Source organism: Mesorhizobium sp. B3-1-6, from assembly GCF_006439555.1.
Taxonomy (GTDB): Bacteria; Pseudomonadota; Alphaproteobacteria; order Rhizobiales; family Rhizobiaceae; genus Mesorhizobium.
In genome coordinates this window covers 20,586-46,789 of record NZ_VFTM01000037.1, presented here as the reverse complement: position 1 = coordinate 46,789, position 26,204 = coordinate 20,586, and the positions used below count along the sequence as shown (strand labels likewise).

Below are 26,204 nucleotides of genomic sequence, written 5' to 3'. Positions count from 1 at the left end.
GTTGGGGCCCGGTTTTTTGTTTTTTGCGTCTTGGATCGGATTTCGCCTCGCCGCACTGCGCGACCGGCGAATTGGATTCTCAGGCGACCTGCTCGACCTGCTGGACTTCCGGAACAAAGTGGCGAAGCAGGTTCTGGATGCCGTGCTTCAGCGTTGCCGTCGACGACGGGCAGCCGGCGCAGGCGCCCTTCATGTGCAGGAACACGGTGCCGTTCTCGAAGCCGCGGAAGGTGATGTCGCCGCCGTCCTGGGCAACGGCCGGGCGCACGCGCGTGTCGAGCAGTTCCTTGATGGTCAGCACCAGCTCTTCGTCGGCCTTGTCGTAGAACTCGCCGGTCTCGCCGGCTTGGCTCGCCGGAGCGGTCGTGGCCATGACCGGCGCACCGGACATGAAATGCTCCATGATGGCGCCGAGGATCGCCGGCTTCAGGTGCTGCCAGTCCGGACCGTCCTTGGTCACGGTGATGAAATCATAGCCGAAGAAGACGCCGGTGACGCCCGGGATCTCGAACAGACGGCCGGCCAGCGGCGAGGCCTCCGCCGCGGCTTCAGCGTTGCGGAAATCGGCTGTACCTTCGCCCACCACTTCCTTGCCCGGCAGGAATTTCAGCGTCGCCGGGTTCGGCGTCGATTCGGTCTGGATGAACATGGGTATCTCCAGGCCCTTCCCGGGCCGATAGTTTGGAATAATTCTAAATAGGCTCTATCGGCTGGACATTCAAGCGAAACGCGTCGCCCGAACGGCTGGCTGGCGGAATGTTTTTGCCATGGCGGGTGTCCGGACCGCAGCAGTTCTCATCCTCCAACTTCGACGATCAATTGTCCACTCGTCTGCAGGACATCGACTTCGGCTCCATCATCCGTCCGCCTGAATTCGAGATCGGCGCTGCCCTTGCCGACACGCAATCCGCGAAGTGCGATACGGTTCACGAAACCGGGCATCCGCGGCCGCACGATCCGCAGCTTGTTCGCGAACCCGTCGGGTTCCAGGCCAAGGCAGACCGTCAGCAGGAAGGGCGCTGTTCCGGCCGCCCAGGCCTGCGGGTGACAAGCCACCGGATAATGCACCGGCACCTGGAAATCCGCTCGCGGAAAGCCCGCCATCGCTTCTGGCAGCCTGTGATGGCGAAAGTGCATCGCAGCCTCGGCGATCCCGGTGAAAATGCGCAGCGCCGCTTCATCCTCGCCATATTCCCGGCAGCCGGCCGCCACCAGCGCATTGTCGTGTGGCCAGACGGTTCCGAGATGGTAGCCGACAGGATTGTAGCGCCGCTCCGAGGTGGCGAGCGTGCGCACGCCCCAGCCGTTGAACATGTCTTCCCGCATCAGCCGCGCTACCGACCGGCGACCCTTGTCGCGGTCCGCGATACCGCACCACAGCGCATGACCGGGGTTCGAGGAAACGACCGCGACCCGGCGGCTCCTTGCTTCCAGGGCAAGGGCGAAGATCCCTTGGTCCTCGCACCAGAAGTCGCGATTGAAGTGTATTCGAAGCCTGTCGGCCTCCTGGCGGAGCTGACTTGCGCGATCAGCTTCGCCGTTGCGATCATAAAGGTCGGCGATGGCCCGTTTGGCGGCAAAGACGTAGCCCTGCACCTCGACGAGGGCGATCGGCGGCTTGGCGAGGTCGCCATCGGCTCTCACGATCGCGTCGCCCGAATCCTTCCATCCCTGGTTGACGAGACCCTCTGTGGACCTGCTCCGGTACTTCAGATAGCCCTCGCCACGGTCGTCTCCGGCCCTGGCGATCCAATCCAATGCCTTTTCCACCGGCGCCTGCAATTCGCGGAACAGGCCGAGATCGCCGGCCCAGGCGGCATGGCGGCCGAGAAGCAGCAGGAACAGGGGCGTAGCGTCCACCGTGCCGTAGAATCGGGCATGGGGGACATCGCCGGCGCGCGCAAGCTCGCCGACGCGCAGTTCGTGCAGGATCTTGCCTGGCTGCTCCTCGCGCCAGCGATCCGTCCGATTTCCCTGGTAGCTGGCGAGCAGGCGGAGCGTCTGCGCGGCGATCTCTGGGTGAAAGGCCAGCATCTCCAACGCGACGATCAGGCTGTCGCGGCCGAACAGGGCAACATACCAGGGGACGCCGGCGGCAAAGTATTCACGGCTGCCCAATGCCGAGCGCAGCATCGCGACATCGCGCAGGGATCTCTCCATGATGCCATTGAGGAGAAGGCTGTCGCTGTCGAATTTCGTATGCTGTTCCAGCCAACCTTCAGAGTCTGTCTGGAGTCGGCCGGCAAGATCGCCGAGCGTGGCTGCGGGATTCTGACTCGGTTGCTCGGCCTCGGCGTCTTCCGGCTGTTCCTTGAGTTCGATCGTGACTGCGATATTTCGTGTGCCACTTGGCGCCACGTCGATTTGGAATTCGGCTGCCGTTTTATGCGTGACGTCCGGCCGTGGCGAGAACGCAATCGTTGCCGTCCTGCGGAGCCGGTCGGCACCTCTATATGCGAAATGCAATCGCCCGTCCCGCCAGACAGGCCGTTCAGCCTTGCCGAGATTTTGTTCCACCAGCCCGCGGACATTGAAAATGTCCTCGAAGCCGGCGCCGAATTGCAGGGTCAGTGGAAAGTCGTGCGCCTCGTGCCCTAGATTCTGGATAGTCAGGACTTCCCTTGCGCATGTCTGTCCGGCATCCAGAATACGCTCCCAACGGATGCCGAGTTCGTCCTTGGGGATCAACCGGCCCTGCTTGGAATGCAGGTCTGGGTTGGTCAGCTCGAAGAGTGCCGTGTAACCCTTCTGCGCGGTCGAGGCGAGGACAACTGGCGCCAGACCGGCCAGGATCATCTGATAGCCCCCGATGAACCGGCAGTCGTGAAAATAGAGCCCGAAGCCGTGTCCATCATGCACGGGTATCTGCGCATCTGCGGCGATGACGTAGTAGAGATCGAGGTTCTTGACGGTAACCGCACCGGCGATGCTGTCGACCATAGCCGGATGGCCCTTGGTGAGTACCCGATGCTTGCGCTCCTGCTGCGCATGAGGCGTTTGTCGAGCTTTTTTCTGGGCCTTTGCCGACGATCCGGCGCCCATGGTTTTTGCGCTCGGTTGTCTATGCCGGCTTGCCCCTTGCTTCGATCTGGCCATCGGCCCTCCATTGGAATGTCGCCCGAGTGACAATTCCAAATGGCGCGCCCCAATCGCCGGCCAAGGGTAAGTATCATGATTGTGTCGGCTTGGAGCCGTCGGGCTGACTGCCCCCTCGAACGCCCGGCGCCTTCCAGAAGGCCCTCGCAAGTCAGGCCAGGCTGTCGATCTCTTCGTCGGACAGATTCTGCGGCACCACCGTGACTGGAATGGGGAAGGCCGCTCCCCGGCCGGCAACCGCGCTGACCAGTGGTCCAGGGCCTTCCTTGCCGGCGCCGGCTGCCAGCACCAGGATGGCGATGTCCTGGTCTTCCTCGATCAGCTTGTGGATTTCTTCCGTGGGCTTGCCCTCGCGCACGACCAGCTCCGGTTCGATGCCGAGCTTCTGGCGCACCTTGTTCGCATAGCCGTCGAGCGCCGCGCGCGCCGTCGCATTCGCTTCCTCGCGCATGATCTTCTCGACCCCCAGCCAATGCTGAAAATCGTCCGGCACGATGACATAGAGCAGCACCAGCACGCCGCTGGTGCTTTGCGCCCGCTTCGAGGCATAGGCGACTGCGCGCTCGCATTCCGGCGTATCGTCGATGATCGTCAGGAATTTCCTGCGATGGCCGGCTTCGCGGCTGAGGCGTTTGGAGACCATGTCTATCTGCTCGGTATGGTTCGGCCGCAATCTGCCACTGCGGCCGACCGGCGGCAAGCCGCCGGCTGGCGCGGCAATGGTCCTATGGGACCAACTCGTCGGTCAGTCCTGCAACAGGCCGATAATGTCACGCACCGTCTTCATCGTGCCCTCGGCGATGGCGCGGGCGCGGTCGCCGCCGTCCTTGAGCACCGCGTCGACATAGGCGCGGTCGCCCTCGATGCGGCGCATCTCGGAAGCGATCGGCGCCAGCTTCTCCACGGCAAGGTCGGCCAGAGCCGGCTTGAACACGGAGAATTGCTGACCGCCATATTCCTTCAGCACGTCTTCCTTCGAGATCTCGGCGAGACCGGCATAGATGCCGACGAGGTTTTCGGCCTCGGGCCGGCTTTCCAGCCCCTCGATCTCGCTCGGCAAGGCCTCCGGGTCGGTCTTGGCCTTGCGGATCTTCTTCGAGATGGCGTCGGCGTCGTCGGTCAAATTGATGCGCGAGAGATCCGACGGATCCGACTTCGACATCTTCTTCGAGCCGTCGCGCAGGCTCATGATGCGCGCCGCCGGACCACCGATCACCGGCTCGGGGATCGGGAAGTAACCGTTCACCGTCTCTTCGCCGACCTGCATTTCGACGCCGACGCCGAGCGCGGCGATCTTCTCGGAGAAGTCGTTGTTGAATTTCTGCGCGATGTCGCGGGTGAGCTCCAGATGCTGCTTCTGGTCCTCGCCCACCGGCACATGGGTGGCGCGATAGAGCAGGATGTCGGCAGCCATCAGGCTCGGATAGGCGAGCAGGCCGAGCGAGGCGTTCTCGCGGTCCTTGCCGGCCTTGTCCTTGAACTGCGTCATCCGGTACATCCAGCCGATGCGCGCCACGCAGTTGAAGATCCAGGCAAGCTCTGCGTGCTGCATGACCCGCGACTGGTTGAAGACGATGTGCTTCTTCGGGTCGATGCCGGAGGCCAGGAACGCCGCGGTGATCGACCGCGTCTGGTCGCCGAGGTCCTGATGCACCAGCTGCGCCGTCAGCGAATGCAGGTCGACGACGCAGTAGATGCAGTCGGACTGTTCCTGGAGGGCGACGAATTTCTTGATGGCGCCGAGATAGTTGCCGAGATGCAGGTTGCCGGTCGGCTGGACGCCCGAAAAGACGAGTGGCTTGAAGGCGGACATGAATTCCTCATGGCTTGTGGAGGGCCGTATAAGCGTGATTCCAAAAAGTTGCAGACGTTTTGGAGCCAATCACACGGCTGGAAACCGCGCGCGGCGAAAGTCTTGCGACGGCGCGCTTATGGACGAAGCCGGCCGCGCGATCAAGAGGCGCGGACCGAGCTGGTATGGCTCATCGGTACGTTGACATTGCCACGCATAAGCTACATCTTTCTAACTACATAAAGGAATGTAGCGATGACTATCAACATCAACAACAAGGAAGCCGACAGGCTGACGCGCGCTTTCGCCAAAGCTGAAGGGGTAGGCATCACCGAGGCAATCGTGATTGCCATGCGCGAGGCCCTGGAGCGGCGGCGCAATCGCGAGACGCCACTGGAAACGGCGGCGCGACTGCGAGCCGAGTTTGGAATCAAGCTTAGCGAACAAGCGCGCAAACCGTTGCCGCAGTCCGTTTATGATGAACTTTCCGGCGACGACTGATGTTTGTCGACGCAGCAGCCATCGTCGCGATCCTGAGCAACGAGACGGAAGCCGAGCGATGCGCGCAGGCCGTCATGGAGGCATCGGCACCGTTCACGTCGGCGATAGCCGTTTGGGAGGCCGCGATGGCGCTCGCCCGACCAGAAAAGCTGGCGATTCCGGTCGCAAGAAGCGCGGAGATTGTAGATCGCTTTCTAGAAGAGCGGGCCATTGCCTTGCGCGAGCTTCCGCCTGCACCCGAGGCAACATCCCTATCCATCGAGGCCGCTTCGCGGTTTCGCAACAATGCTGTCCGCCTAAACATGGCGGACTGCTTCCACTACGCTTGCGCGCGATACTACGCCGTTCCGATGCTTTCCACGGCCAATGAATTCCGGCTCACGGATCTGGAGACTGTTCCCTGACGGGTGGTGGCGCCTTGGGTGAACGACGTTTCACATTGCGCCGGACCATGCCGAAATCGGCGCCGCCGGTGCCGAAGGCGGCGATGAAGTAGAGCGCGGCGCCCCCGGCGACAAGGCCAAGCACCGTCGTCGCCTTCACCACGAGCGGCGAGCCAGGCCCAATCTGTGTGGCAAAGTGGCGCTCCGCGAAGTAAAGCGCCACGGCCATGATTACGGCGGAAAGCACCAGCCGGGGAATGCGTCTCAAGAGCGGCACGTCGCGACCCCAATGGCCGCGTTTGATCAGCATGCCGAGCAGCATCAGCGCGTTGACCCAGCCGGCGACGGCCGAGGCCACCGCGATGCCCGGTGCGCCCATCGACGGGAACAGGCTCAGTGCCGTGGCGACATTCACGCCGACCGAGATGGCGGCAAAAATCATCGGGGTCCGGGTGTCCTCGCGTGCGAAATAGCCGGGCGTGAACGCCTTGATCAAAACGAAGGCGGGCAGGCCGAGGCCGAAGATCGCCAGGATCGAGGCGACGATCGGCGTCGAGTGGTTGGCGGCGAAGGCGCCGCGCTCGTAGACCAGCCGCACGATCGGTTCCGACATCACCCAAAGCGCCGCTGCCGCCGGCAAGGTCATGAACAAGGTGAACTCGACCGAGCGGTTCTGCAGATTGGCGGCCTCGATCAGATTGCCCGATTTCAGCGCCCGCGACAGTTCCGGCAACAGCACGATGGCGACGGCCACGCCAACAACACCTAGCGGCAGCTGGTAGATGCGATCGGCATAGGCGAGCGACGACACCGCGCTGTTCTGCGCCGAGGCGATCGCCGTGCCGATCAGCTGGTTGATCTGGGTGATGCCGCCGGTGATCGCCGCCGGCAGCGCCAGGATCAGCAACCTCTTGACGTTGGGCGTCATCTTCGGCCAGCGGAAGCCGATCGAGATGCCGGCATTGCGCACCGCTATCCAGACGATGGCAAGCTGCACGATGCCTGCCGCCAGCACGCCCCAGGACAAGCCGAAACCGACATCATGCGCGTCCAGCCCGTGATACCAGGCATAGGCGAGCACGCCGATCAGGATGATGTTGAGGAAGGCGGGCGCGATCGCCGCCGCGAAATAGCGGCGCAGCGAGTTCAGCATGCCGGCCATCATGGCGCCGAGCGACATGCAGATCAGGTACGGGAACATGATCGTCGCAAGCCGGACGGTCGTCTCGAACTTGCCTGGAATGTCGGCAAAGCCCGGCGCCACCAGGTAGCGCACGATCAGCGGCATCGCCAGTTCCATCGCGATTGTCAGTGCCAAAAGCGCCGAAAACAGCACACCGAACACTTCCTCCGAAAAGCGCTTGGCGCCTTCGGTGCCATGCTGCTCGATCTCCTTGGCGAACAGCGGCACGAAAGCGGCGTTGAAGGCGCCCTCGGCAAACAGCCGGCGGAAGGTGTTGGGAAACTGGAAGGCGGCGTTGAAGGCGTCGGCGACCGGTCCGGTGCCGAGTGCCGCCGCCATCAGCATCTCACGGCCGAAACCCAGCGCGCGGCTCATCAGCGTGCCGGAAGCGACGGTGGCGAATTTCTTGACTAGGCTCATGCTGGGGACGACTGCCAGAAAAATTGCGTCAAATGGATGGTCACTCGGCCGCTGCCTTGGCCTTGCCGTTGCGTTCGGACGAATTGCCTTCGAGCGTATCGATCAGCCGCTTGTGGATGGTGGCGGTGCGCGTCGGGCTGTCGATCTTCAGTCCGGTCAGGTCGGTGACGTAAAACGTGTCGATGACCTTCTCGCCGAAGGTGGTGATATGCGCCGAGGCGATGTCGAGCGACAGGTCCGACAGCGTCCCGGTGATCTCGGACAGCAGGCCCGGCCGGTCCAGCCCCTCGACCTCGACCACCGAAAAGCGGTTCGACAGCGTGTTTCGGATCTCGGCGCGGGGCGGAATCCTGAAAGCCTTGGCGCCGCGCTTCGGCTTGGTGCGCTTCTCGATCATCTCGGGCAGCCAGCTCTTGCCGGACAGTACGTCCTCGATCAGCCGGCCGACCCGCTCGGCGCGCCGGCGCTCGTCCTCGTCGAGGTCGAATTCCCTCGAGATCAGGATCGAGTCCAGCGCCCGCCCGTCCGAGGTGGTGAAGATCTGCGCGTCGACGATGTTGCCGCCGGCCGCGGCACATGCCCCGGCGATGATCGAAAGCAGGCGCGGATGGTCCGGCGCCAGCACGGTGATCTCGGTCACCGCTTCGAACTCATGCGTCTTGACCATGGTGGCGAGCTTCTTGCCTGCCGCATCCGCCTCGCGGACGAACTCGGCGTGCCGCAACTGGTCGGGCAGATCGACGGTGAGCAGATAGTTCTCGTAGTGCAGGGCGACGTAGCGTTTGCGCTCCTTCGCCGGCCATGCCGCCAGCGCCTCGGCCAGCCGCTCGCGCGCCGCCGTCGTGCGCTCGGCGCGCGACACCTCGGAAAAGCCGCCGGTCAAAAGCAGCTCCGTCTCGAAATAGAGTGTGCGCAGCAGCTGGCCTTTCCAGCCATTCCACACGCCCGGCCCGACGCCCCTGATGTCGCAGACGGTGAGGATCAAAAGCAGCTTCAGCCGCTCGACCGACTGCACGATGGAGGCGAAATCCTCGATCGTCTTGCGGTCGTTGAGGTCGCGCGTCTGCGCCGTCATCGACATCACGAGATGGTTCTCGACCAGCCAGGCGACGGTCTCGGTGTCGGCCGCCGACAATCCCATATGCGGACAGATGCGCCGCGCGATCCTGGCCCCGGCTTCCGAATGGTCCTCCGGCCGGCCCTTGGCGATGTCGTGCAAAAGCACGGCGACATAGAGTGCCTCGCGGCTCTTCTTCAGTCCCGGCATCAGCGTATGCGACAGCGGATGCACCTTCGCGCCGTCGCCGCGCTCGATCTCGGCCAGCACGCCGATGCAGCGGATCAGATGCTCGTCCACCGTATAGTGGTGGTACATCGAGAACTGCATCATGGCGACGATCTTGCCGAAGTCCGGGATCAGCCTGCCGAGCAGCCCCGCCTCGTTCATGCGCCTGAGATTGAGCTCGGCATTGCGGTCCGAGGTCAGGATGTCGAGGAACAGCCGGTTGGCTTCCTCGTCGCGCCGGAGCGACTTGTTGACGAGCCCGAGCGAGCGGGTGAGCAGCTTCAGCGCGTCGGGGTGGAACTCCAGCCCGTGCTTGTCGGCGAACCAGAACAGCCTGAGCAGGTTGACCGGATCGCGCTCGAACACGCTGTCATCGGCGATGTTGATGCGGTGGTTGTCGACGATGAAGTCGGAGGTGCCGGCAAGCTTGCGCTTGCGCCGCGAGAAGGTGAGGAAGATGCGGTTGAAGCCCGGCACGTGCTTGGCCTGCTCTTCCTCGAGCGCCGCGCAGAAGATGCGGGTGAGGTCACCGACATCCTTGGCGACGAGGAAATAGTGTTTCATGAAGCGCTCGACCGCCGACAGGCCGGGATGCGTCGTATAGCCCAGACGCTCGGCGATCTCGCGCTGGATGTCGAAATGCAGCCGCTCCTCCGCCTTGCCTGTGAGGAAATGCATGTGGCAGCGCACCGCCCACAGGAAATCCTCGGCCTTCTGGAATTCGCGATATTCGGCCTCGGTGAAGACGCCCTTCTCGACCAGCTCCTCGCCGGTGCGCACGCGATAGAAATATTTGCCGATCCAAAACAGCGTCTGCAGGTCGCGCAGGCCGCCCTTGCCGTCCTTGACATTGGGTTCGACAAGGTAGCGGCTTTCGCCGGCCTTGGCGTGGCGCTCGTCGCGCTCGGCAAGCTTGGCCTGCACATATTCCGGCCCGGTGGTGCGCACCACTTCGTGGTCGAAGCGGGTGAGCAGCTCGTCATAGAGCTTGTGTTCGCCCCACAGGAATCGCGCTTCCAGGATCGAGGTGCGGATGGTGATGTCGCTGCGCGAGAGCCTGAGGCACTCGTCGATGTTGCGGGTGGCGTGGCCGACCTTCAGCCCCATGTCCCACAGCATGTAGAGCATGTATTCGACGATCTGCTCGCCCCATGGGGTCTGCTTGTAGGGCAGCAGGAAAAGCAGGTCTATGTCGGAGCCCGGCGCCAGCGTGCCGCGGCCGTAGCCGCCGACGGCAACGACCGCCATGCGCTCGGCCGCGGACCGGTTCTTGACCCGGTAGACATGGGTGGCGGCGAAATCATAGAGCGCCCGGATCAGCTCATCCATCAGATGGGAGAGCCGTTCGGCGCAGGCATTGCCGCCGCCATCCTGCTTGAGCATGGCTTCGGCGATCTTTCGCCCTTCCGCCATCCTGGCCTTGAGCAGCTGGAGGACGGCCGTGCGAACAGCCGGTCCTGAACCGTCGCCGGCGCTTGCCGCCGTCAGCGCGGTCAAGTCGCGGCGCAAGGCGTTGCCATCGATGATTTCGTCGAGTTTCAGGGAGATCTTTGCCATTCGGCGGCGTCTATAGCCTGTTTTCGCGGCGCTGTGTATGGGGCGGGCGGCGCGTTTCCGGCAGCGCGCGATGGACGCCACGCGAAGCCGGATGGCGATAGCCGGAAAAATCCAAACCGCCCCTTGACCTTCCAGTTACTGGAAGCACTACCTCCGCCTCAAGTTCGAGATTCAGAGGCCTGGCCATGACCCATTCCGACCATCAACGCCATCATGCGCATGGCGGCGGCTGCTGCTCCGCGAAGGATGCCGCGCCCGACGCCGAAGCGGTGATTCGCGATCCTGTCTGCGGCATGACGGTCGATCCGGCGGCCGGCAAGCCGACGGCCGAGCATGGCGGCCGGACGTTTCATTTCTGCAGCGAACGCTGCCGCACGAAATTCCAGGCCGAGCCGGAAGCATATCTTTCCGCCACCGACCCCGTCTGCGGCATGAATGTCGACCGCGCGAGCGCGAAGCACTTCGTTCGCCACGAAGGCCAGGGCTTCTATTTCTGCTCCGCCGGCTGCAAGGCCAAGTTCGAAGCCGAGCCGGCAAAATACCTCGCCGGCCGGCCCGAGCCTCAGCCGATGCCGAAGGGCACGCAGTACACCTGCCCGATGCATCCCGAGATCGTCCGCGACAAGCCCGGCTCCTGCCCGATCTGCGGCATGGCGCTGGAGCCGATGGGCGTGCCGACCGGCGAGGAAGGCCCGAATCCCGAGCTCGTCGACTTCACCCGCCGGTTCTGGGTCAGCGCGGCGCTCTCCGTGCCCCTCCTGACCATCGCCATGGCGCCGATGCTGGGCTTCAGCTTCGAAAACCTCGTCGACGGCCGCGCCAAGACCTGGGTCGAGCTGGCGCTGGCGAGCCCGGTGGTGCTGTGGGCGGCGTTTCCGTTCTTCCATCGCGGCTGGGAGTCGATCCTGAACCGCAGCCCCAATATGTGGACGCTGATTTCGCTGGGCGTCGGTGCTGCCTATCTCTTCAGCTTGGTCGCGACATTGGTCCCGGACGTCTTCCCGCATCAGTTCCGCGGTCATGACGGCGCCGTGCCGGTCTATTTCGAGGCCGCCGCCGTGATCGTCGCGCTGGTGTTTCTGGGGCAGGTGCTGGAACTCAGGGCCCGCGAGCGCACCGGCTCGGCCATTCGCGCGCTGCTCGACCTCGCGCCGAAGACTGCGCGGCTGATCGGCGCCGACGGCTCCGAGACGGACGTGCCGCTCGACAGCGTCAAGACCGGAGACAAGCTGCGCATCCGCCCCGGCGACGCCGTACCGGTCGACGGCACGGTGCTGGAGGGACGCTCGGCGATCGACGAATCCATGATCACCGGCGAACCGCCACCGATCGAAAAAACGGAAGGCGACACGCTCACCGGCGGCACGCTGAACAAGAACGGTTCGCTGGTCATGCGCGCCGAAAAAGTCGGCGCCGAGACCACGCTGTCGCGCATCGTCGAGCTGGTCGCCAAGGCGCAGCGCTCGCGCGCGCCGATCCAGGGTCTCGCCGACCGCGTGTCCTTCTATTTCGTCCCCGCCGTCGTGCTGGTGGCGACCCTGGCCTTCATCGCCTGGGCGATCCTCGGTCCCGAACCGAGCTTGATCTTCGCCATTGTCTCGGCGGTGTCGGTGCTGATCATCGCCTGTCCCTGCGCGCTCGGCCTTGCGACACCGATGTCGATCATGACCGCGACCGGACGCGGCGCGCATGCCGGCGTGCTGATCAAGGAAGCGGCGGCGTTGGAGCGTTTTGCCTCGGTCGATACGCTGATCGTCGACAAGACCGGCACGCTGACCGAGGGCAAGCCGCGGCTTACCGATGTCGTTGCGGCCGACGGCATCGACGAGAACGAGCTGCTGGGCCTCGCCGCCGCGCTCGAAAAGGGCTCCGAGCATCCGCTGGCCGAGGCGATCGTCGAGGGCGCCGCCGCGCGCGGTCTGAAGCTGGCCGACGCGGTCGATTTCGAAGCCATCACCGGCAAGGGCGTTTCGGGCACGGTTTCGGGCAGGAAGGTCGCGCTCGGCAATGCGGCGATGATGGCGGACCTCGGCGTCGGAACTTCGGCGGCCAATGCCGAAGCGGTGCAGGCCGACGGGAAAACGGCCATGTTCGTGGCCTTCGACGGCAGGTTCGCCGGCATCGTCGCTGTCGCCGACCCCGTTAAGGCGACGACGGCCGAAGCGATCAAGGCCCTGCATGACAAGGGCCTGCGCATCATCATGGCCACTGGCGACAACGAGCGCACGGCAAAAGCGATCGCCGGCAGGCTCGGCATCGACGAGGTCCGCGCCGGGCTGCTGCCGGACGAGAAGGGCGCGCTGGTCGAGGAATTGCGTGCCAAGGGTGCCGCCGTCGCCATGGCCGGCGACGGCGTCAATGACGCGCCGGCGCTGGCCAGTGCCGATGTCGGTATCGCCATGGGCACCGGCGCCGATGTCGCGGTCGAAAGCGCCGGCATCACGCTGATCAAGGGCGACCTCAACGGCATTGTGAGGGCACGTACGCTGGCTCAGGCGACGATCGGCAATATCCGCCAGAACCTGTTTTTCGCCTTGCTCTACAACGTGCTTGGCGTGCCGGTCGCGGCCGGCGTCCTTTATCCGCTCACCGGCACGCTGCTGTCGCCGATGCTCGCGGCGGCGGCAATGAGCCTGTCGTCGGTGTCGGTCATCGCCAATGCCTTGCGGCTGAGAACATTGAAACTGTGAGCAAAGCCCCCAGATACGCTATCCAACAGAAGGAGACCTGAATGACCTTGGCCAAGAAAATCGTGCTGCTGCTGATGGCCGCTGGAATGCTGCTTGCCGTCTTCCTCGAGAGCGTGCCGGCTTCGTCGGAAGAGATGAAGCATAACATGTCCAAGATGGCGATGGGTGCCCAGAGCCCGGCCACCGTCGGCTACGAGGCCGCGATGAAGAAGATGCACAAGGACATGATGATCAAATACACCGGCAATGCCGATGTCGATTTCGTCCGCGGCATGATCCCGCATCATCAGGGCGCCATCGACATGGCCAAGGTCGTGATCGCCAACGGCAAGGATCCGGAAATCCGCAAGCTCGCCGAAGGCGTCGTCACGGCGCAGGAAGCCGAGATCAAGCAGATGCAGGACTGGCTCGCCAAGCATCCGGCGAAGTAGCCGCTGCGGGAAATCCGGGCAGCCAGGTATCCAGGCGGCCACGAACCTTCGATCTGGATTTCCGGCCACGGCTGTGCTGCGATCCGGCCTCACGCGGAGAAAGCCATGCCCCCGTCAATCAACCGCTCGTCGATCAGAACCCTGAAGCTGCCGTCCGGCGAAGCCATTCCGGTGCTCGGCCAAGGCACATGGAAAATGGGCGAGGATCGACGGCGCCGCGCCGATGAGGTGGCGGCGCTGCAGCTGGGGCTCGACCTCGGCATCACGCTCATCGACACGGCGGAGATGTATGCCAGCGGCGGCGCCGAGGAAGTGGTGGCTGAGGCCATCGTCGGGCGCCGCGACGAGACCTTCCTGGTCTCCAAGGTGCTGCCCTCCAACGCCTCGCGCGCCGGCGTGAAGCGCGCCTGCGAGAACAGCCTGAAGCGGCTCGCCACCGACCGCATCGATCTCTATCTGCTGCATTGGCCGGGCAGCGTGCCGCTTTCGGAAACCGTGGAGGCGTTCGAGGCGCTGAAAACGGAAGGCAAGATCCGCCACTGGGGCGTCAGCAATTTCGACACCGACGAGATGGAGGAACTGGTCGGCTTGGACCATGGCGGCGACGTCCAGACCAATCAGGTGCTCTACAACCTGTCGCGGCGCGGCCCCGAATTCGATCTGGCCCCCTGGTGCGCGGAGCGCGGCATACCGCTGATGGCCTATTCGCCGGTCGAGCAGGGCGCGCTGGCTCACAATACCCGGCTGGAAATCGTCGCTGCCCGCCACAACGCCACCGCCGCGCAGATCGCGCTTGCCTGGGTGATGATGCAGGACGGCGTCATCGCCATCCCGAAGGCCGGTCGCCAGGAGCACGTGCGCCAGAACGCCGCCGCGCTTGACATCAAGCTGACGCCGCAGGATTTCGCCGATCTCGACCGCGCCTTCCCGCCGCCGACGCGTAAGCGTGGGCTGGAAATGATCTAGTTCCCTTGAACAGGCATTTTGATCGGTCACCTCTGTTTGCGTTCGCAGACGGCATACCTTGGAGATTGGCCGAAACGCCCATCGCGATCGTCATTCTAGGGCGGAGCAGGAGCGAAGCTCCGTCGCGAAGACCCTAGAATCCATGCCGGTACCTCAGCCGAAGAATGCAGCGGAGTAGAAGTTCTGCACCGTGAGCGGCGCTCTCACGTCACGGAATGGATCTATGGTCTGCGCCGCGTCGCTTCGCTCCTTGCTCCGCCATAGAATGACGAGGCTGGGACGGTGTCAACCAAACCCCGGCGTTTGCTGATTTCACGCAAATCAACGGAAAATCTTGCACCAGGGCAAACGGCAACCCTTCAAAATCCCTGGGAGGATCCGCCCTAGACCTTGGCCGGAATCCCAAGCCGCGTGCGCAGTCGCCGCAATGCCCTTGAAAACACATCGAGGTCATTGGCGGCGCGGGCCAGCGTGAGCGCGCCCTGAATGGCGGCGACGGCTTCCTCGGCCAACTCGCTGGCCTCGCCCGGTCGGTGCCCGGATCGCGCCAGCGCATCGGCGAGATGCGTGACCCATCGGCCGAAATAGTCTCTTATCTGGTCGGCGAACAGGTCGCGCGATTCATCCAGCGCGAAGGCGCCGATCAGGCAAACGCGCCGTCCCGAGCGGAAATAGCTGTCCGTCGCCGCGAGCATCCGTTCGATCCCTGCCAGCGGATCGGTGCTGTCGCGCAACGGCGCGAAGACATTGTCCTCGAACCAGCCGTCGATATGGGCAATGACAGCCCTCGCCATCTCCTCCTTGCCGCCGGGGAAGAAGTGGTAGAGGCTTCCTTTGCCGAGCCCTGTCGCCTCGCCGATCAAGGACAGGCTGGCGCCCTCGTAGCCATGCTCGCGGAAAACTTCCGCAACGACCCCCAGCAGCTGATCGCGGTCTGGCGCGATGCGCCGCATCCATTCGCCCCCTAGAGCCGGATGATTGCAGGTCGAATCGACCTGAAATCATCCGGCTCTACATCAAAGAGATAGAGCATGATGTCGCCCGAAAACCGCTTCACACTTTTCGGCATCATGCTCTAGAGCCCGAGTTCCGAAAGGCCGGGATGGTCGTCCGGCCGGCGGCCGAGCGGCCAATGATACTTCCGCTCGCTTTCGGTGATCGGCAGATCGTTGATGCTCGCCACGCGCCGGCGCATCAGCCCGGCTTCGTCGAACTCCCAATTCTCGTTGCCGTAGGAGCGGAACCAATGCCCGCTGTCGTCGCGCCATTCATAGGCGAAGCGCACCGCGATGCGGTTTTCGTTCCAGGTCCAGACCTCCTTGATCAGGCGATAGTCCAGCTCGCGCGACCATTTGCGCTTGAGGAAATCGACGATTTCGCCGCGGCCGGACACGAATTCGGCCCGATTCCGCCAGCTGCTGTCCTCAGTGTAGGCGAGCGAGACCCGCTCAGGATCGCGGCTGTTCCAGGCGTCCTCGGCAAGGCGCGCCTTTTGCGCCGCTGTCTCGGCCGTGAAGGGCGGCAATGGCGGACGGCTCATGAGATCTCCTGTCGGTTTCGATCGTCGATAACCGACATTGTACCGATCGGTACAATGAGTCAATGGCCAGAGTGACGAGCGGGACAGGTGCTATCGCTTTGTCGCCAGCCCCTTCAGCCGGTAGAGCGCCTCCAGCGCCTCGCGCGGCGTCATCTCGTCGGGATTGATGGCGCCGAGCGCGTCGTCGAGCGCATCGCTTTTCGCCGGTTTCGGGGCTTCGCGCTTCACCGCCACAGAAAACAGCGGCAAATCGTCGACGAGCCGATTTGTCTTGCCCGAGACTTCGCCCTCTTCGAGTTGGTGCAGCACTTCCTTGGCGCGGGCGACGACCGCTTCCGGCAGGCCGGCCAGCCGTGCCACCTGCACGCCGTAGGAACGGTCGGCCGCGCCCTTGCCGACCTCGTGCAGAAAGACGACGTCGCCTTCCCATTCCTTGACCCGCATGGTGACGTTGTGAAGCCGGAGCAATTTGCCGGCTAGCGCCGTCATCTCATGGAAATGCGTGGCGAAGATCGCCCGGCAGCGGTTCTTCTCGTGCAGATATTCCACCGCCGCCCAGGCGATCGACAACCCGTCGAAGGTCGCGGTGCCGCGACCGATCTCGTCGAGGATGACCAGCGCCCGCTCGCCCGCCTGGTTGAGGATCGCCGCCGTCTCGACCATCTCGACCATGAAGGTCGAACGTCCCCGCGCCAGATCGTCCGAGGCGCCGACGCGCGAGAACAGCCGGTCGACGACGCCGATATGGGCGCTTTGCGCCGGTACGAAGGAGCCGGTCTGGGCGAGGATGGCGATCAGCGCATTCTGCCTGAGGAACGTCGATTTGCCGCCCATATTGGGGCCGGTAAGCAGCCAGATCGCGCCGGCCTTGGCGCCGCCGTCGGGCGAGAGGTCGCAATCATTGGCGACAAACGGGCCTTCGCCTGAGCGCCTGAGCGCCTGTTCGACCACCGGATGTCGCCCGCCGGAAATCTCGAAGGCGAGGCTGGCATCGACCGTGGGCCTGCACCAGTCTTCGCTTTCGGAGAGCAGCGCCAGCGCCGCCGACACGTCGAGCACGGCCAGCGCCTCGGCGCCGGCGCGGATCTTGTCAGCCTCGCTCACCACTTCGGCCGCCAGCCGGTCGAATGTCGCGAGCTCGATGCTCAGTGCCTTGTCGGCGGCATTGGCGATCTTCGATTCCAGCTCCGCCAGTTCGGTTGTGGTGAAGCGCATGGCGTTGGCCATGGTCTGGCGATGGATGAAGCGCGCCTTGGCGGCGTCGCTGCCGGTCATGAGCGCGTGATGGTTGGCGGTGACCTCGATGTAGTAGCCGAGCACATTGTTGTGCCGGATCTTCAGCGAGCGGATGCCGGTCTCCTCGATCAGCGACCGCTCCAACCCGGCGATCACTTTTCGCGATTCGTCGCGCAATGCCCGCATCTCGTCGAGTTCGGCATTGTAGCTCGACCGAACGAAGCCGCCGTCACGCTTGATCAGCGGCAGCTCGTCGTCGAGCGCTTCGCTGAGGTGACGGGCGAGCGCCGCTGGCAAGGCTCGGATCGCGGCAAGCGCGGCGGTGAGCTCGGCGGGCAAGGCGGCCGCCGCGAACAATTCGGCGATCGCGCCGGCCGCCTCGAAGCCGGCGCGCAGTGCGCCGAGATCGCGCGGCCCGCCGCGGTTGAGCGCCAGACGGGAGAGCGCTCGCGGCATGTCGGCGACGCCTTTCAGGCTCGCCCGCAAACCCTGGCAAAGCCGCGCCTCGGAGCGGAAAAAGGAGACCGAATCCAGTCGCGCCGCGATCGTCGCCGGATCGGTCAGCGGCGCCATCAGCCGGTCGGCCAGCAATCGCGCGCCGCCGCCCGTCACGGTGCGGTCGATCGCCTTGAAAAGCGAGCCGTCGCGGCTGCCCGACAGCGTGCGCAGCAATTCCAGATTGGCGCGCGTCGCCGGATCGATGAACAGCGTCGAGCCCTGCTCCTCGCGCTCGGGTCGCGACAGCGGCGGCCGCTCGGCCTTCTGCGTTTTTTCGACATAGGCTATGGCGCCCGAGATCGCCGACAGCTCGGCGCGCGAAAACGTGCCGAAACTGTCCGGCGTCGCGACCTCGAAGAAGCGCGCGATGCGGCTTGTGGCCGAAGCCGAATCGAACAGCGAAGGCGGCTGCGGGCTGGCGACCCGGCCCAGCACGTCGAACACCGGCCTGAGCTCCGGATCGTGGAAAACCGGCTCGGCGACGATCAGCTCGCGCGGGTCGACGCGGAAGATGTCGGCAAGCAGTCGCTCGGCGCTCGTCTCGGCGACGCGGAAGGCGCCGGTCGAAATGTCGATCCAGGCCAGTGCGAAATTCGCCTGACTGGCCGCGCCGCCCCCCTTGACGCGGCCGAGCGCCATCAGGAAGCTCGATTCCGAGGGTGCCAGCAGCTTGTCCTCGGTGATGGTGCCTGGCGTGACCAGCCGCACCACGTCGCGGCGCACCACCGATTTGGAGCCGCGTTTCTTGGCTTCGGCCGGGTCCTCGATCTGCTCGCAGACGGCAACGCGAAAACCTTGCGCGATCAGCTTCTGCAGATAGTCGTCCGCCGCATGCACCGGCACGCCGCACATCGGGATGTCGTGGCCCTGGTGCTTGCCGCGCTTGGTCAAAACGATGCCCAGGGCCTGGCTCGCCTTCTCCGCGTCGTCGAAGAACAGCTCGTAGAAATCGCCCATGCGGTAGAACAGCAGCGAATCCGGGTTCGCCGCCTTGATCTCGATGAATTGCTCCATCATCGGCGTGACGCCGCTCGTGGCGGGCGCAGGCGTCGTCGTCTCCTGGGCGTCGGTATCAGCGGGCATGTGCATATTCATGCGGCAACGCTAGCAGAAGTGGCAGCCCGGTTTAATGCCGGCGACGCGAAAAGCAGGGGAAGACTGGCGGCGGCCTGCTGTGACGCGCCTGGTTGCGCCGGGCCGGCCTGGCACTCTATGGTTCCCTTGGGGAAAGGGCGGCGGGGGACTCGTGGATCAGGACAAGCAGGAGACTTTCGACGAGATGGTCGGCCCGGTCGGCTCGGCCGCCGAGCGCCTCTGGCTGCTGGCGACGCGGCGCGCCCATCGAACCGCGAACAAGCTCAGGGTTTCGGCGCGCAAGCGCTTTCCCTATATTCTGCCGGCGCGCGGTCCCTTGTCCGATCTCGACGGCGGCATCGAGATGTCGGCTCACATATTCAGCCGCGACCCGCTGGTGCTCTATATCCCGATCGGCGGACCCCGTCCCCTGCATCCGCTGGCAGCCATCGGCCGGCGCCTTGCCGCGCGGCGCGCCACCTTTCTGCTGATGCCGATGTGGACGATGGAGAGGCCTGCCGTCGTCGCCCAGATGGGCCGTGATCTTGCCTGGTATGCGGCGCGTTTTCGTCTTCATGAGGTGATCTTCCTCTGCAACAACGAGGAAGAGCGCCGTCTCATCGCCGCGGTCGGCGGCAAAGCCATGTTCTCCAATCACAATCTGATGATATCGGAAGATGTCTTCAGGCCGCTGCCGGATGTGCCGGTCGAGTTCGATGCCGTCTACAATGGCCGCATCTCGCCGATGAAACGCCACTATCTTGCCTTCGAGATCGATCGGCTTGTCCACGTCACCTATTCGATCGGCGAATTGACGCCGCCCGCCGCCCGCGCCTTCATTCGCCGCCTCCAGGCGCAATCGCCGCGCCATCGCATCGCCAATCCGATCGTGGACGGTCTGCCCGGCCGGCTGACCTCCGCCGAGGTCAACCAGGTCTACAACCAGGCCGCCGTCGGGCTGTGCCTGTCCGCCGTGGAAGGGGCGATGTATTCCAGCATGGAATATCTGATGGCCGGGTTGCCGATCGTCAGCACGCCGAGCCTCGGCGGGCGCGACGTCTATTTCGATCCGGACTATTGCCTGATCGTCGATCCGGAGCCGACGGCCATTCGCCGCGCCGTCGAGCGGCTTCGGGATCGCGCCATGCCGCGCGAGGAAATCCGCGGCAGGACGCTGGAAAAGGTCCGCGCCCAGCGGCAGGAACTCACCGCGTTCCTGTCGGCGCTTCTGCGGCGCAAGGGCAGCAGCGCTCCCCCGCTGGAGACGTGGCCGTTCTCAGGCACCGAGGGCTTGATGCGCTGGGCCACCGTGCGGGAAATTGCCGCGCTCGTCGGCGAACCGGACCGCGCCTGACCGCTTGGCCGTTTACAGCGCTGCCGTGTAGCCTTAATCCCAAGACACATAAACACGCACCTGCCTCAAGGGTGCGCGAAGGCGAGGAAATCAAAAGCATCATGGCCAGGAAAACCGAAAGCAGCGGCCCCTCCGTCAGTCCAGAGGAGGCGCTGGAATTCCACGCCATGGGACGGCCCGGCAAGCTGGAGATCGTCGCCACCAAGCCGATGGCGACGCAACGCGATCTGAGCCTCGCCTATTCGCCTGGCGTCGCCGTTCCCGTGCGTGCCATCGCCGAGGATCCGAGCCGCGCCTTCGATTATACGACGCGCGGCAATATGGTCGCCGTCATCTCGAACGGCACCGCCATTCTCGGTCTCGGCAATCTCGGCGCGCTGGCCTCGAAGCCGGTCATGGAAGGCAAGGCGGTGCTGTTCAAGCGTTTCGCCGATGTCGATTCCATCGACCTTGAAGTGGCGACCGAGGATGCCGACGAGTTCATCAACTGCGTACGCTTCCTCGGCCCCTCTTTCGGCGGCATCAATCTCGAGGACATCAAGGCGCCAGAATGCTTCATCATCGAGCAGCGGCTGCGCGAGTTGATGGACATCCCCGTCTTCCATGACGACCAGCACGGCACGGCAATCATCTCGGCCGCCGGCCTGATCAACGCGCTGGAGATCACCGGCCGCGACATGAAGACCACGAAGATGGTCTGCAACGGCGCGGGCGCCGCCGGCATCGCCTGCATCGAACTGATGAAGGCGATGGGTTTTGCGCCGGAAAACATCATCCTGTGCGACACCAAGGGCGTAGTCTTCCAGGGCCGCACCGAAGGCATGAACCAGTGGAAGTCGGCGCACGCGGTCAAGACCGAGGCGCGCAGCCTGGCCGAGGCGCTGGACGGCGCCGATGTCTTCCTCGGCCTGTCCGCCAAGGGGGCACTCACCACCGCCATGGTGCAGTCGATGGCGAAGAACCCGATCATCTTCGCCATGGCCAATCCCGACCCGGAGATCACGCCGGAGGAAGTGGCCGAGATCCGCACCGACGCCATCATGGCAACGGGCCGCTCGGACTATCCCAACCAGGTCAACAATGTGCTGGGCTTTCCCTATATCTTCCGGGGAGCGCTCGATGTGCGCGCCACCACCATCAACGACGAGATGAAGATCGCCGCGGCCCGGGCGTTGGCCGAACTGGCGCGCCAGGATGTGCCGGATGATGTCGCCGCCGCCTATCAGGGCAACCGTCCGAAATTCGGCCCCAACTACATCATCCCGGTGCCGTTCGATCCGCGCCTGATCTCGGCGATCCCGCTGGCGGTGGCGAAGGCGGCGATGGAATCCGGCGTCGCCCGCAAGCCGATCCTCGATCTCGACCGCTACGCGCAGGAACTGTCCGCCCGCCGCGATCCTATCGCCTCGACCTTGCAGCGCATCTACGACCGCGTGCGCCGCCAGCCCAAGCGCATCGTCTTCGCCGAGGGCGAGGAGGAGCAGGTGATGCGCGCCGCCGTCTCCTATGTGAACCAGAGGCTCGGCACGGCGATCCTGCTCGGCCGCGACGACGTCATCAAGGACAATGCCCGCAATGCCGGCATCGACCTGAACAAGCCGGGCCTGGAGATCATCAACGCCAGGCTGTCGCGCCGCAACGGCATCTACACCGACTATCTCTACGAGCGCATGCAGCGGAAGGGCTTCCTGTTCCGCGACTGCCAGCGCCTGATCAACAACGACCGCAACCATTTCGCCGCCTGCATGGTGGCGTTGGGCGATGCCGACGGCATCGTCACCGGCGTCACCCGCAACTATTCGACCGCGCTTGACGACGTGCGCCGCATCATCGACGCCAAGCCCGGCCACCGCGTCATCGGCGTGTCGATCGTGCTGGCGCGGGGCAGGACGGTGCTGGTCGCCGACACCGCCGTGCACGACATGCCGAACGCCGAACAGATCGCCGACATCGCCGAGGAGGCGGCCGGCTTCGCCCGCCGCATGGGCTACGAGCCGAGGCTCGCCATGCTTGCCTATTCCACCTTCGGCCATCCACAGGGAGAACGTTCCGAGCGCGTGCAGGAGGCGGTGCGCATCCTCGACAAGCGCCGCGTCGATTTCGAATATGACGGCGAGATGGCAGCGGACGTCGCGCTGAACCCGCGCGCCATGGCGCAATATCCGTTCATCCGGCTGACCGGCCCGGCCAATGTGCTGATCATGCCGGCATTCCACTCGGCCTCGATCTCGACCAAGATGCTCCAGGAACTCGGCGGCTCGACCGTCATCGGCCCGTTGCTGGTCGGCCTCAACAAGCCGGTCCAGATCGTCTCGCTCAACGCCAAGGACTCGGACATCGTGAACATGGCGGCGATCGCCGCCTATACGGCGGGGAACTGACACGGTAGTAGCTCGACCGTTTCTTTTATCTGCGCCAAAGCAAAAGGCCCGCGGCGATGCCGCGGGCCTTTCCTTTGTGATCTTTGCGTTCGATCAGAAGTTGCGCTGGAAACGGACGATACCGCCCCAGCTGTTTTCCTTGTCGGCCTTGGTGAAGTTGTAGTCGTCGGCCTGACCGAACTTGCCGTCGTGGTAGTAGTTGACTTCGGTCGTGACCGTGAAGCCCGGAACGAGCGTGTAGGCCACGTTTGCCGCGACGGCGAAGTTCTTGGCGTCGTCGGCCGAGACCTGGAGGTTGAAGGCGGTCTTCGGGTTGAACTTGTAAGTGCCGCCGCCCCAGACGGCCCAGTTGCCGCCCCAGGGCTTGTAGAAGCCGCGCCCGCTACCGTGCTCGACCAGATTGTCGTCGGTGCCGTAGCCGCCCATGATGAACAGCGACAGCTCCTTGGTGACGTTGACGTCCAGGCGAACCTTGCCGGCCACTTCCTCGTAGTTGCTGTCATAGGCGACGACGCCGGTGATCGCACCCCAGTCGCCCTTGTACTTCAGGCCGCCGACGACATGCGGGACATAGCTGTCGATCAAGCCGAGGATGCCGCCAGTGTCCGCACCTTCTTCGAGCGAGACCACGCCCGAGAAGCCGCTGCCGGCGTCGAAATAGTAGCTGACGACGTTGGTGACCTTGATGCCGTACGGGATGATCGTGTCCTGCACCACGTTGCCGGCATAGCCGATGAACTGGTCGTAAGGCGTCTCATCCACACCGACGCGCAGGCCGCCGAGCTGGACCCAGCCGAATTCCAGGTTCACCGCCGACGCGCCGTTCTTGAAGTTGAAGCGGGTCTCGGTATAGGTCTTCAACGTGCCGAGCTCGGTCTCCTGGCCGGTCCAGGTCCTCAGCGCGAAACGGGCATTCTTGTTCCAGCTGTTCTGCGAATCGCGGTCTATGACGTCGGTCGTCTTGCGGCCGTCGAGGGTGCCGGGATCGCCGAAGCCGGCGTCATAGCGGATGTAGCCGCCGACGCGCAGGCAGGTCTCGGTGCCGGGGATGTAGAAGTAGCCGGCGCCATAGACGTCGCAGATCTTGACGTATTCGGCCGGTTCCGGCTCGGCGATGGTCACCGCGTCGGCGGCGCGCGCGCCCGAAACTGCGATCAGCGCCGCAGCGGAGCCGAGAAGAAGGCTCTTGATGTTCATTTTCTTGAATCTCCAGTCAAAGGTTCAAGACAGGCCTGACATGCCGTTCGGCTTTTGCCACCCCCGTCCCCATCGTTGAAAAAGTCGCGCACCGGCGCCGCTTCTTCACCTTGGACATGGCTTAATCGGTCGTCACGTACAACAGAGATTGTGTCTGAAAGGCGGCTTTTTGAATCTTATGAAGGTCTTGTTGCCCAAATATCACGTCATATATTTGTAAAAATGGAACATATTGCACAATCTATACAATCGAAACGCGAAGAAGGACGTGGAAACGTGCCAAATGTGCCAATATTACAGTTTTGTGACGAAAGATTTGCCGGCTAAAAGGAGCAGGCGAACGCGGAAAAAAGACTCCGGGTCAGGACAGTCCGCGGGCTGCGCGTACCACGTCCTCGACCATGTCATCCCTCAACATCTCGATGGGAACGCGGCCATTCAACTCCGGCGACGGCCGGCTCAGCCAAAACCAGGCAAGCCTCGGATTGGCGATCGCCGAAAGCACCTCGCTGATCCCCGGGACCGGCCTGCCGTCGATGAACTGGGCCAAGGGGAAGACATGTTTGCGGCCGCCCTTGCGCAGGGCAACGACCTCACCGCGTCTTTGCCAGCGATGCAGCGTGGAGCGCGGGATACGAAGCCTCTCTTCCAGATAGGTCGAGCCGGCGACCTCGCCGGCCCAATCCTCGATCAGCATGGATTGGAGGTCCGCGGCTCGCTTGGCGATCGGCTGGGGCGTCGGCCTCCCTGTCTCCGACTTCGGCGGCGAGCGCTCGAAGGCGCGGTCGGATATGGCCGCGCCGTCGCTCGTTGCCTTCCCCGTCATCACACGAAGAAAGTCGGACGCAAGGTCGGTCCACTCGCCCTTGAAGGAGCCGATGGCAAGGCGCTGCGCCGGCGGCAGGAAGGGGAGGGCGGCAGCCACATGGCCGGCGATCTTGCTTGCCGAAGTCAGCGCCTCGGCGTCCAGCATGACGCCATGCTGCATCAGCGCCTGTCGCACGGCTTCGGCCATAAGGCCCGCCAATGCCTCTTGTGAAATCCCGTCGGACGGGTTCTGGAATCTGGTCATGAATCTGTCTTGCGGCCCGCGCTCCTCCCCAGGCGCCGGCGGTTGCTGAAAATTCTATCGCGGAAAATAAAATATGCGACGGCAACGGGCCTCGCGGCCCGGCAACTTGCTGGTTTGCATCTTCACACCCCTGGTTTGGCGTGCCGAAATGTCAGTCGCGGAACGCCTCATTTTGCATCTTAGAAGTCCAACGTGACAGGTCCGCGACAGCCGGCCCTGTTTGGAGGCAGCCGGCGATGACGCAACGGCATCTGTTCCCACGCAATTGCGGGACCGAAAGCCGTCACTGCTTTGTCAGGATGTTCAAGAGCGGATCATCGTTTCGCGGGAGCGATGATCTGCTCTATCTCTTTGTTTCGGCACGATTTTCGACGGAAGGCTACAGCGAACACACCAAGCCCATCCGTAGGCCGATTAGAGAAGCCCTGCTTGCTCGGCCTCGCGGCGCAGGTTCTGGCGCGGGCGCGGGCCGATCTGCTGGATCACCAGCCCGGCCGCCAGCGAGCCGAGGTCGCCGCAATCCTTGAGGCTGCGCCCGGTCGTGTAGCCGTAGAGGAAGCCAGCGGCGTAGAGATCGCCGGCGCCGGTCGTGTCGACCAGTTCCTTGATCTTCGTCGCCTGGATGATGACGGTCTCGTCGCCGCGCACGATCACCGAGCCTTTTTCAGAACGGGTGACGGCGGCTATTCTGCAATCCTTGCGGATGGCGGCGAGCGCCTCCTCGAAGGAGGCGGTCTGGTATAGCGACTTGATCTCGTGGCTGTTGGCAAAGACGATGTCGACGGTGCCCGAACGCATCAGCTCGAGGAATTCGTCGCGGTAGCGGTCGACGCAGAAGGAATCCGACAATGTCATCGACACTTCGCGGCCGGCCGCATGCGCCAGCTTCGCCGTCTGGCGGATAGCCTCCTTGGCGCGCGGCGGATCCCACAGATAGCCTTCGAAATAGGTCACCTTGGAGCCGGAGGCCTTGTCGGCCTCGACATCCTCGGGGCCAAGTTCGACGCACGCGCCGAGATAGGTGTTCATCGAACGCTCGCCGTCGGGCGTGACGAAGATCATCGAGCGCGCCGTCGGCGGTTCGCCCTCGAGCGGCCCGGTATCGAAGGCCACGCCCTGGGCATGGATGTCGTGCGTGTAGATTTCGCCCAGTGCGTCGTTCGACACCTTGCCGAAGAAGGCTGCCCGTCCGCCGAGGCTGGCGACACCAGCCGCCGTGTTGCCGGCGCTGCCGCCGGAAGCTTCGATCGCTGGTCCCATGCGGCTGTAAAGCAATTCGGCGCGCCTGGCGTCGATGAGGTTCATCGCCCCCTTGATGATGCCGTTGGTCTCGAGAAAAGCTTCGTCGCATTGCGCGATGATGTCGACAATGGCATTGCCGATGCAAAGCACGTCATATTCCGGCATCAAAATCTCCGCCAAGGACTGCCCGGCTATCTGGCATGCCGGCCGGGCGCGGGTCTAGCGAGTTGGCGCCGCTTTGCCTACCCTGAAAATCGCCATTGCCTTCCGTGACGCCGCCCCCGGAGCCGATTGTTCGCCGGCTGC

General features: G+C 64.1%; 19 protein-coding genes. 7 read left to right on the top strand and 12 right to left on the bottom strand.

The features are described from left to right. Positions 1–79: 79 nt before the first annotated feature. The 4 genes from FJ414_RS26620 to trpS form a co-directional block, all read right to left on the bottom strand. The gene (locus FJ414_RS26620; RefSeq protein ID WP_140647349.1) at positions 80–649 is read right to left on the bottom strand and encodes a NifU family protein; all 570 of its coding nucleotides are present in this window, start codon (positions 647–649) and stop codon (positions 80–82) included. Positions 650–795: 146 nt separating this feature from the next. Beyond that, complete coding sequence (locus FJ414_RS26615) at positions 796–3,096, bottom strand: glycogen debranching N-terminal domain-containing protein (RefSeq protein ID WP_140647348.1); 2,301 nt, start codon at positions 3,094–3,096, stop codon at positions 796–798. Positions 3,097–3,247: 151 nt separating this feature from the next. Next, positions 3,248–3,739: a universal stress protein gene (locus FJ414_RS26610; protein WP_140647347.1), complete on the bottom strand. Its 492-nt coding sequence runs from the start codon at positions 3,737–3,739 to the stop codon at positions 3,248–3,250. Positions 3,740–3,841: 102 nt separating this feature from the next. Continuing rightward, the gene (trpS, locus tag FJ414_RS26605; protein ID WP_140647346.1) at positions 3,842–4,909 is read right to left on the bottom strand and encodes a tryptophan--tRNA ligase; all 1,068 of its coding nucleotides are present in this window, start codon (positions 4,907–4,909) and stop codon (positions 3,842–3,844) included. Positions 4,910–5,143: 234 nt separating this feature from the next. Here trpS and FJ414_RS26600 point away from each other — a divergent pair, with 234 nt between their 5' ends. Continuing rightward, positions 5,144–5,389: a type II toxin-antitoxin system VapB family antitoxin gene (locus tag FJ414_RS26600; protein WP_095766111.1), complete on the top strand. Its 246-nt coding sequence runs from the start codon at positions 5,144–5,146 to the stop codon at positions 5,387–5,389. Then, the gene (locus FJ414_RS26595; protein ID WP_140647345.1) at positions 5,389–5,793 is read left to right on the top strand and encodes a type II toxin-antitoxin system VapC family toxin; all 405 of its coding nucleotides are present in this window, start codon (positions 5,389–5,391) and stop codon (positions 5,791–5,793) included. The genes FJ414_RS26600 and FJ414_RS26595 overlap by 1 nt, the downstream gene beginning before the upstream one ends. Here FJ414_RS26595 and murJ read toward each other — a convergent pair. After that, positions 5,768–7,375, bottom strand: coding sequence for a murein biosynthesis integral membrane protein MurJ (gene murJ / locus FJ414_RS26590; protein ID WP_140647344.1), 1,608 nt, complete (start codon positions 7,373–7,375; stop codon positions 5,768–5,770). The genes FJ414_RS26595 and murJ overlap by 26 nt on opposite strands. A 40-nt stretch (positions 7,376–7,415) precedes the next feature. Next, entirely contained in the window at positions 7,416–10,217 is a 2,802-nt protein-coding gene (locus tag FJ414_RS26585) for a [protein-PII] uridylyltransferase (RefSeq protein WP_140647343.1), read from the bottom strand. A gap of 185 nt (positions 10,218–10,402) precedes the next feature. Between FJ414_RS26585 and FJ414_RS26580 the strand changes: the two genes are divergently transcribed. From FJ414_RS26580 to FJ414_RS26570, 3 genes are all read left to right on the top strand, one after another. Further along, a complete protein-coding gene (locus tag FJ414_RS26580; RefSeq protein WP_140647342.1) occupies positions 10,403–12,907 on the top strand; it encodes a heavy metal translocating P-type ATPase in 2,505 nt (834 codons plus the stop codon). Between the two features lie 41 nt (positions 12,908–12,948). Continuing rightward, on the top strand, positions 12,949–13,338 hold the full coding sequence (locus tag FJ414_RS26575; RefSeq protein WP_140647341.1) for a DUF305 domain-containing protein: 390 nt from the start codon (positions 12,949–12,951) through the stop codon (positions 13,336–13,338). A 105-nt stretch (positions 13,339–13,443) separates the two neighbouring features. Then, the gene (locus FJ414_RS26570) at positions 13,444–14,304 is read left to right on the top strand and encodes an aldo/keto reductase (protein WP_140647340.1); all 861 of its coding nucleotides are present in this window, start codon (positions 13,444–13,446) and stop codon (positions 14,302–14,304) included. Positions 14,305–14,687: 383 nt separating this feature from the next. Here the strand turns inward: FJ414_RS26570 and FJ414_RS26565 are convergent, their stop codons facing one another. From FJ414_RS26565 to mutS, 3 genes are all read right to left on the bottom strand, one after another. Continuing rightward, the gene (locus FJ414_RS26565) at positions 14,688–15,257 is read right to left on the bottom strand and encodes a TetR/AcrR family transcriptional regulator (protein ID WP_140647339.1); all 570 of its coding nucleotides are present in this window, start codon (positions 15,255–15,257) and stop codon (positions 14,688–14,690) included. Between the two features lie 122 nt (positions 15,258–15,379). Beyond that, positions 15,380–15,844 (bottom strand): nuclear transport factor 2 family protein, encoded by a 465-nt coding sequence (locus tag FJ414_RS26560; RefSeq protein ID WP_140647338.1) that lies wholly within the window; start codon positions 15,842–15,844, stop codon positions 15,380–15,382. Positions 15,845–15,934: 90 nt separating this feature from the next. Next, positions 15,935–18,673, bottom strand: coding sequence for a DNA mismatch repair protein MutS (gene mutS, locus FJ414_RS26555; protein ID WP_140647337.1), 2,739 nt, complete (start codon positions 18,671–18,673; stop codon positions 15,935–15,937). A 151-nt stretch (positions 18,674–18,824) separates the two neighbouring features. On the opposite strand from mutS, the gene FJ414_RS26550 reads away from it, so the two are divergent. Beyond that, positions 18,825–20,006: a glycosyltransferase gene (locus FJ414_RS26550; protein ID WP_140647336.1), complete on the top strand. Its 1,182-nt coding sequence runs from the start codon at positions 18,825–18,827 to the stop codon at positions 20,004–20,006. A 101-nt stretch (positions 20,007–20,107) separates the two neighbouring features. After that, entirely contained in the window at positions 20,108–22,387 is a 2,280-nt protein-coding gene (locus FJ414_RS26545) for an NADP-dependent malic enzyme (protein ID WP_140647335.1), read from the top strand. A gap of 93 nt (positions 22,388–22,480) precedes the next feature. Here the strand turns inward: FJ414_RS26545 and FJ414_RS26540 are convergent, their stop codons facing one another. The 3 genes from FJ414_RS26540 to FJ414_RS26530 all read right to left on the bottom strand — a co-directional run bounded on the left by FJ414_RS26540 (position 22,481) and on the right by FJ414_RS26530 (position 26,063). Then, positions 22,481–23,584: a porin gene (locus FJ414_RS26540; RefSeq protein ID WP_140647334.1), complete on the bottom strand. Its 1,104-nt coding sequence runs from the start codon at positions 23,582–23,584 to the stop codon at positions 22,481–22,483. A 361-nt stretch (positions 23,585–23,945) separates the two neighbouring features. After that, a complete protein-coding gene (locus FJ414_RS26535; protein WP_140647333.1) occupies positions 23,946–24,656 on the bottom strand; it encodes an antitoxin Xre/MbcA/ParS toxin-binding domain-containing protein in 711 nt (236 codons plus the stop codon). A 414-nt stretch (positions 24,657–25,070) separates the two neighbouring features. Then, positions 25,071–26,063, bottom strand: a complete 993-nt coding sequence (locus tag FJ414_RS26530; protein WP_140647332.1) for an adenosine kinase — start codon at positions 26,061–26,063, stop codon at positions 25,071–25,073. Positions 26,064–26,204: the final 141 nt, after the last annotated feature.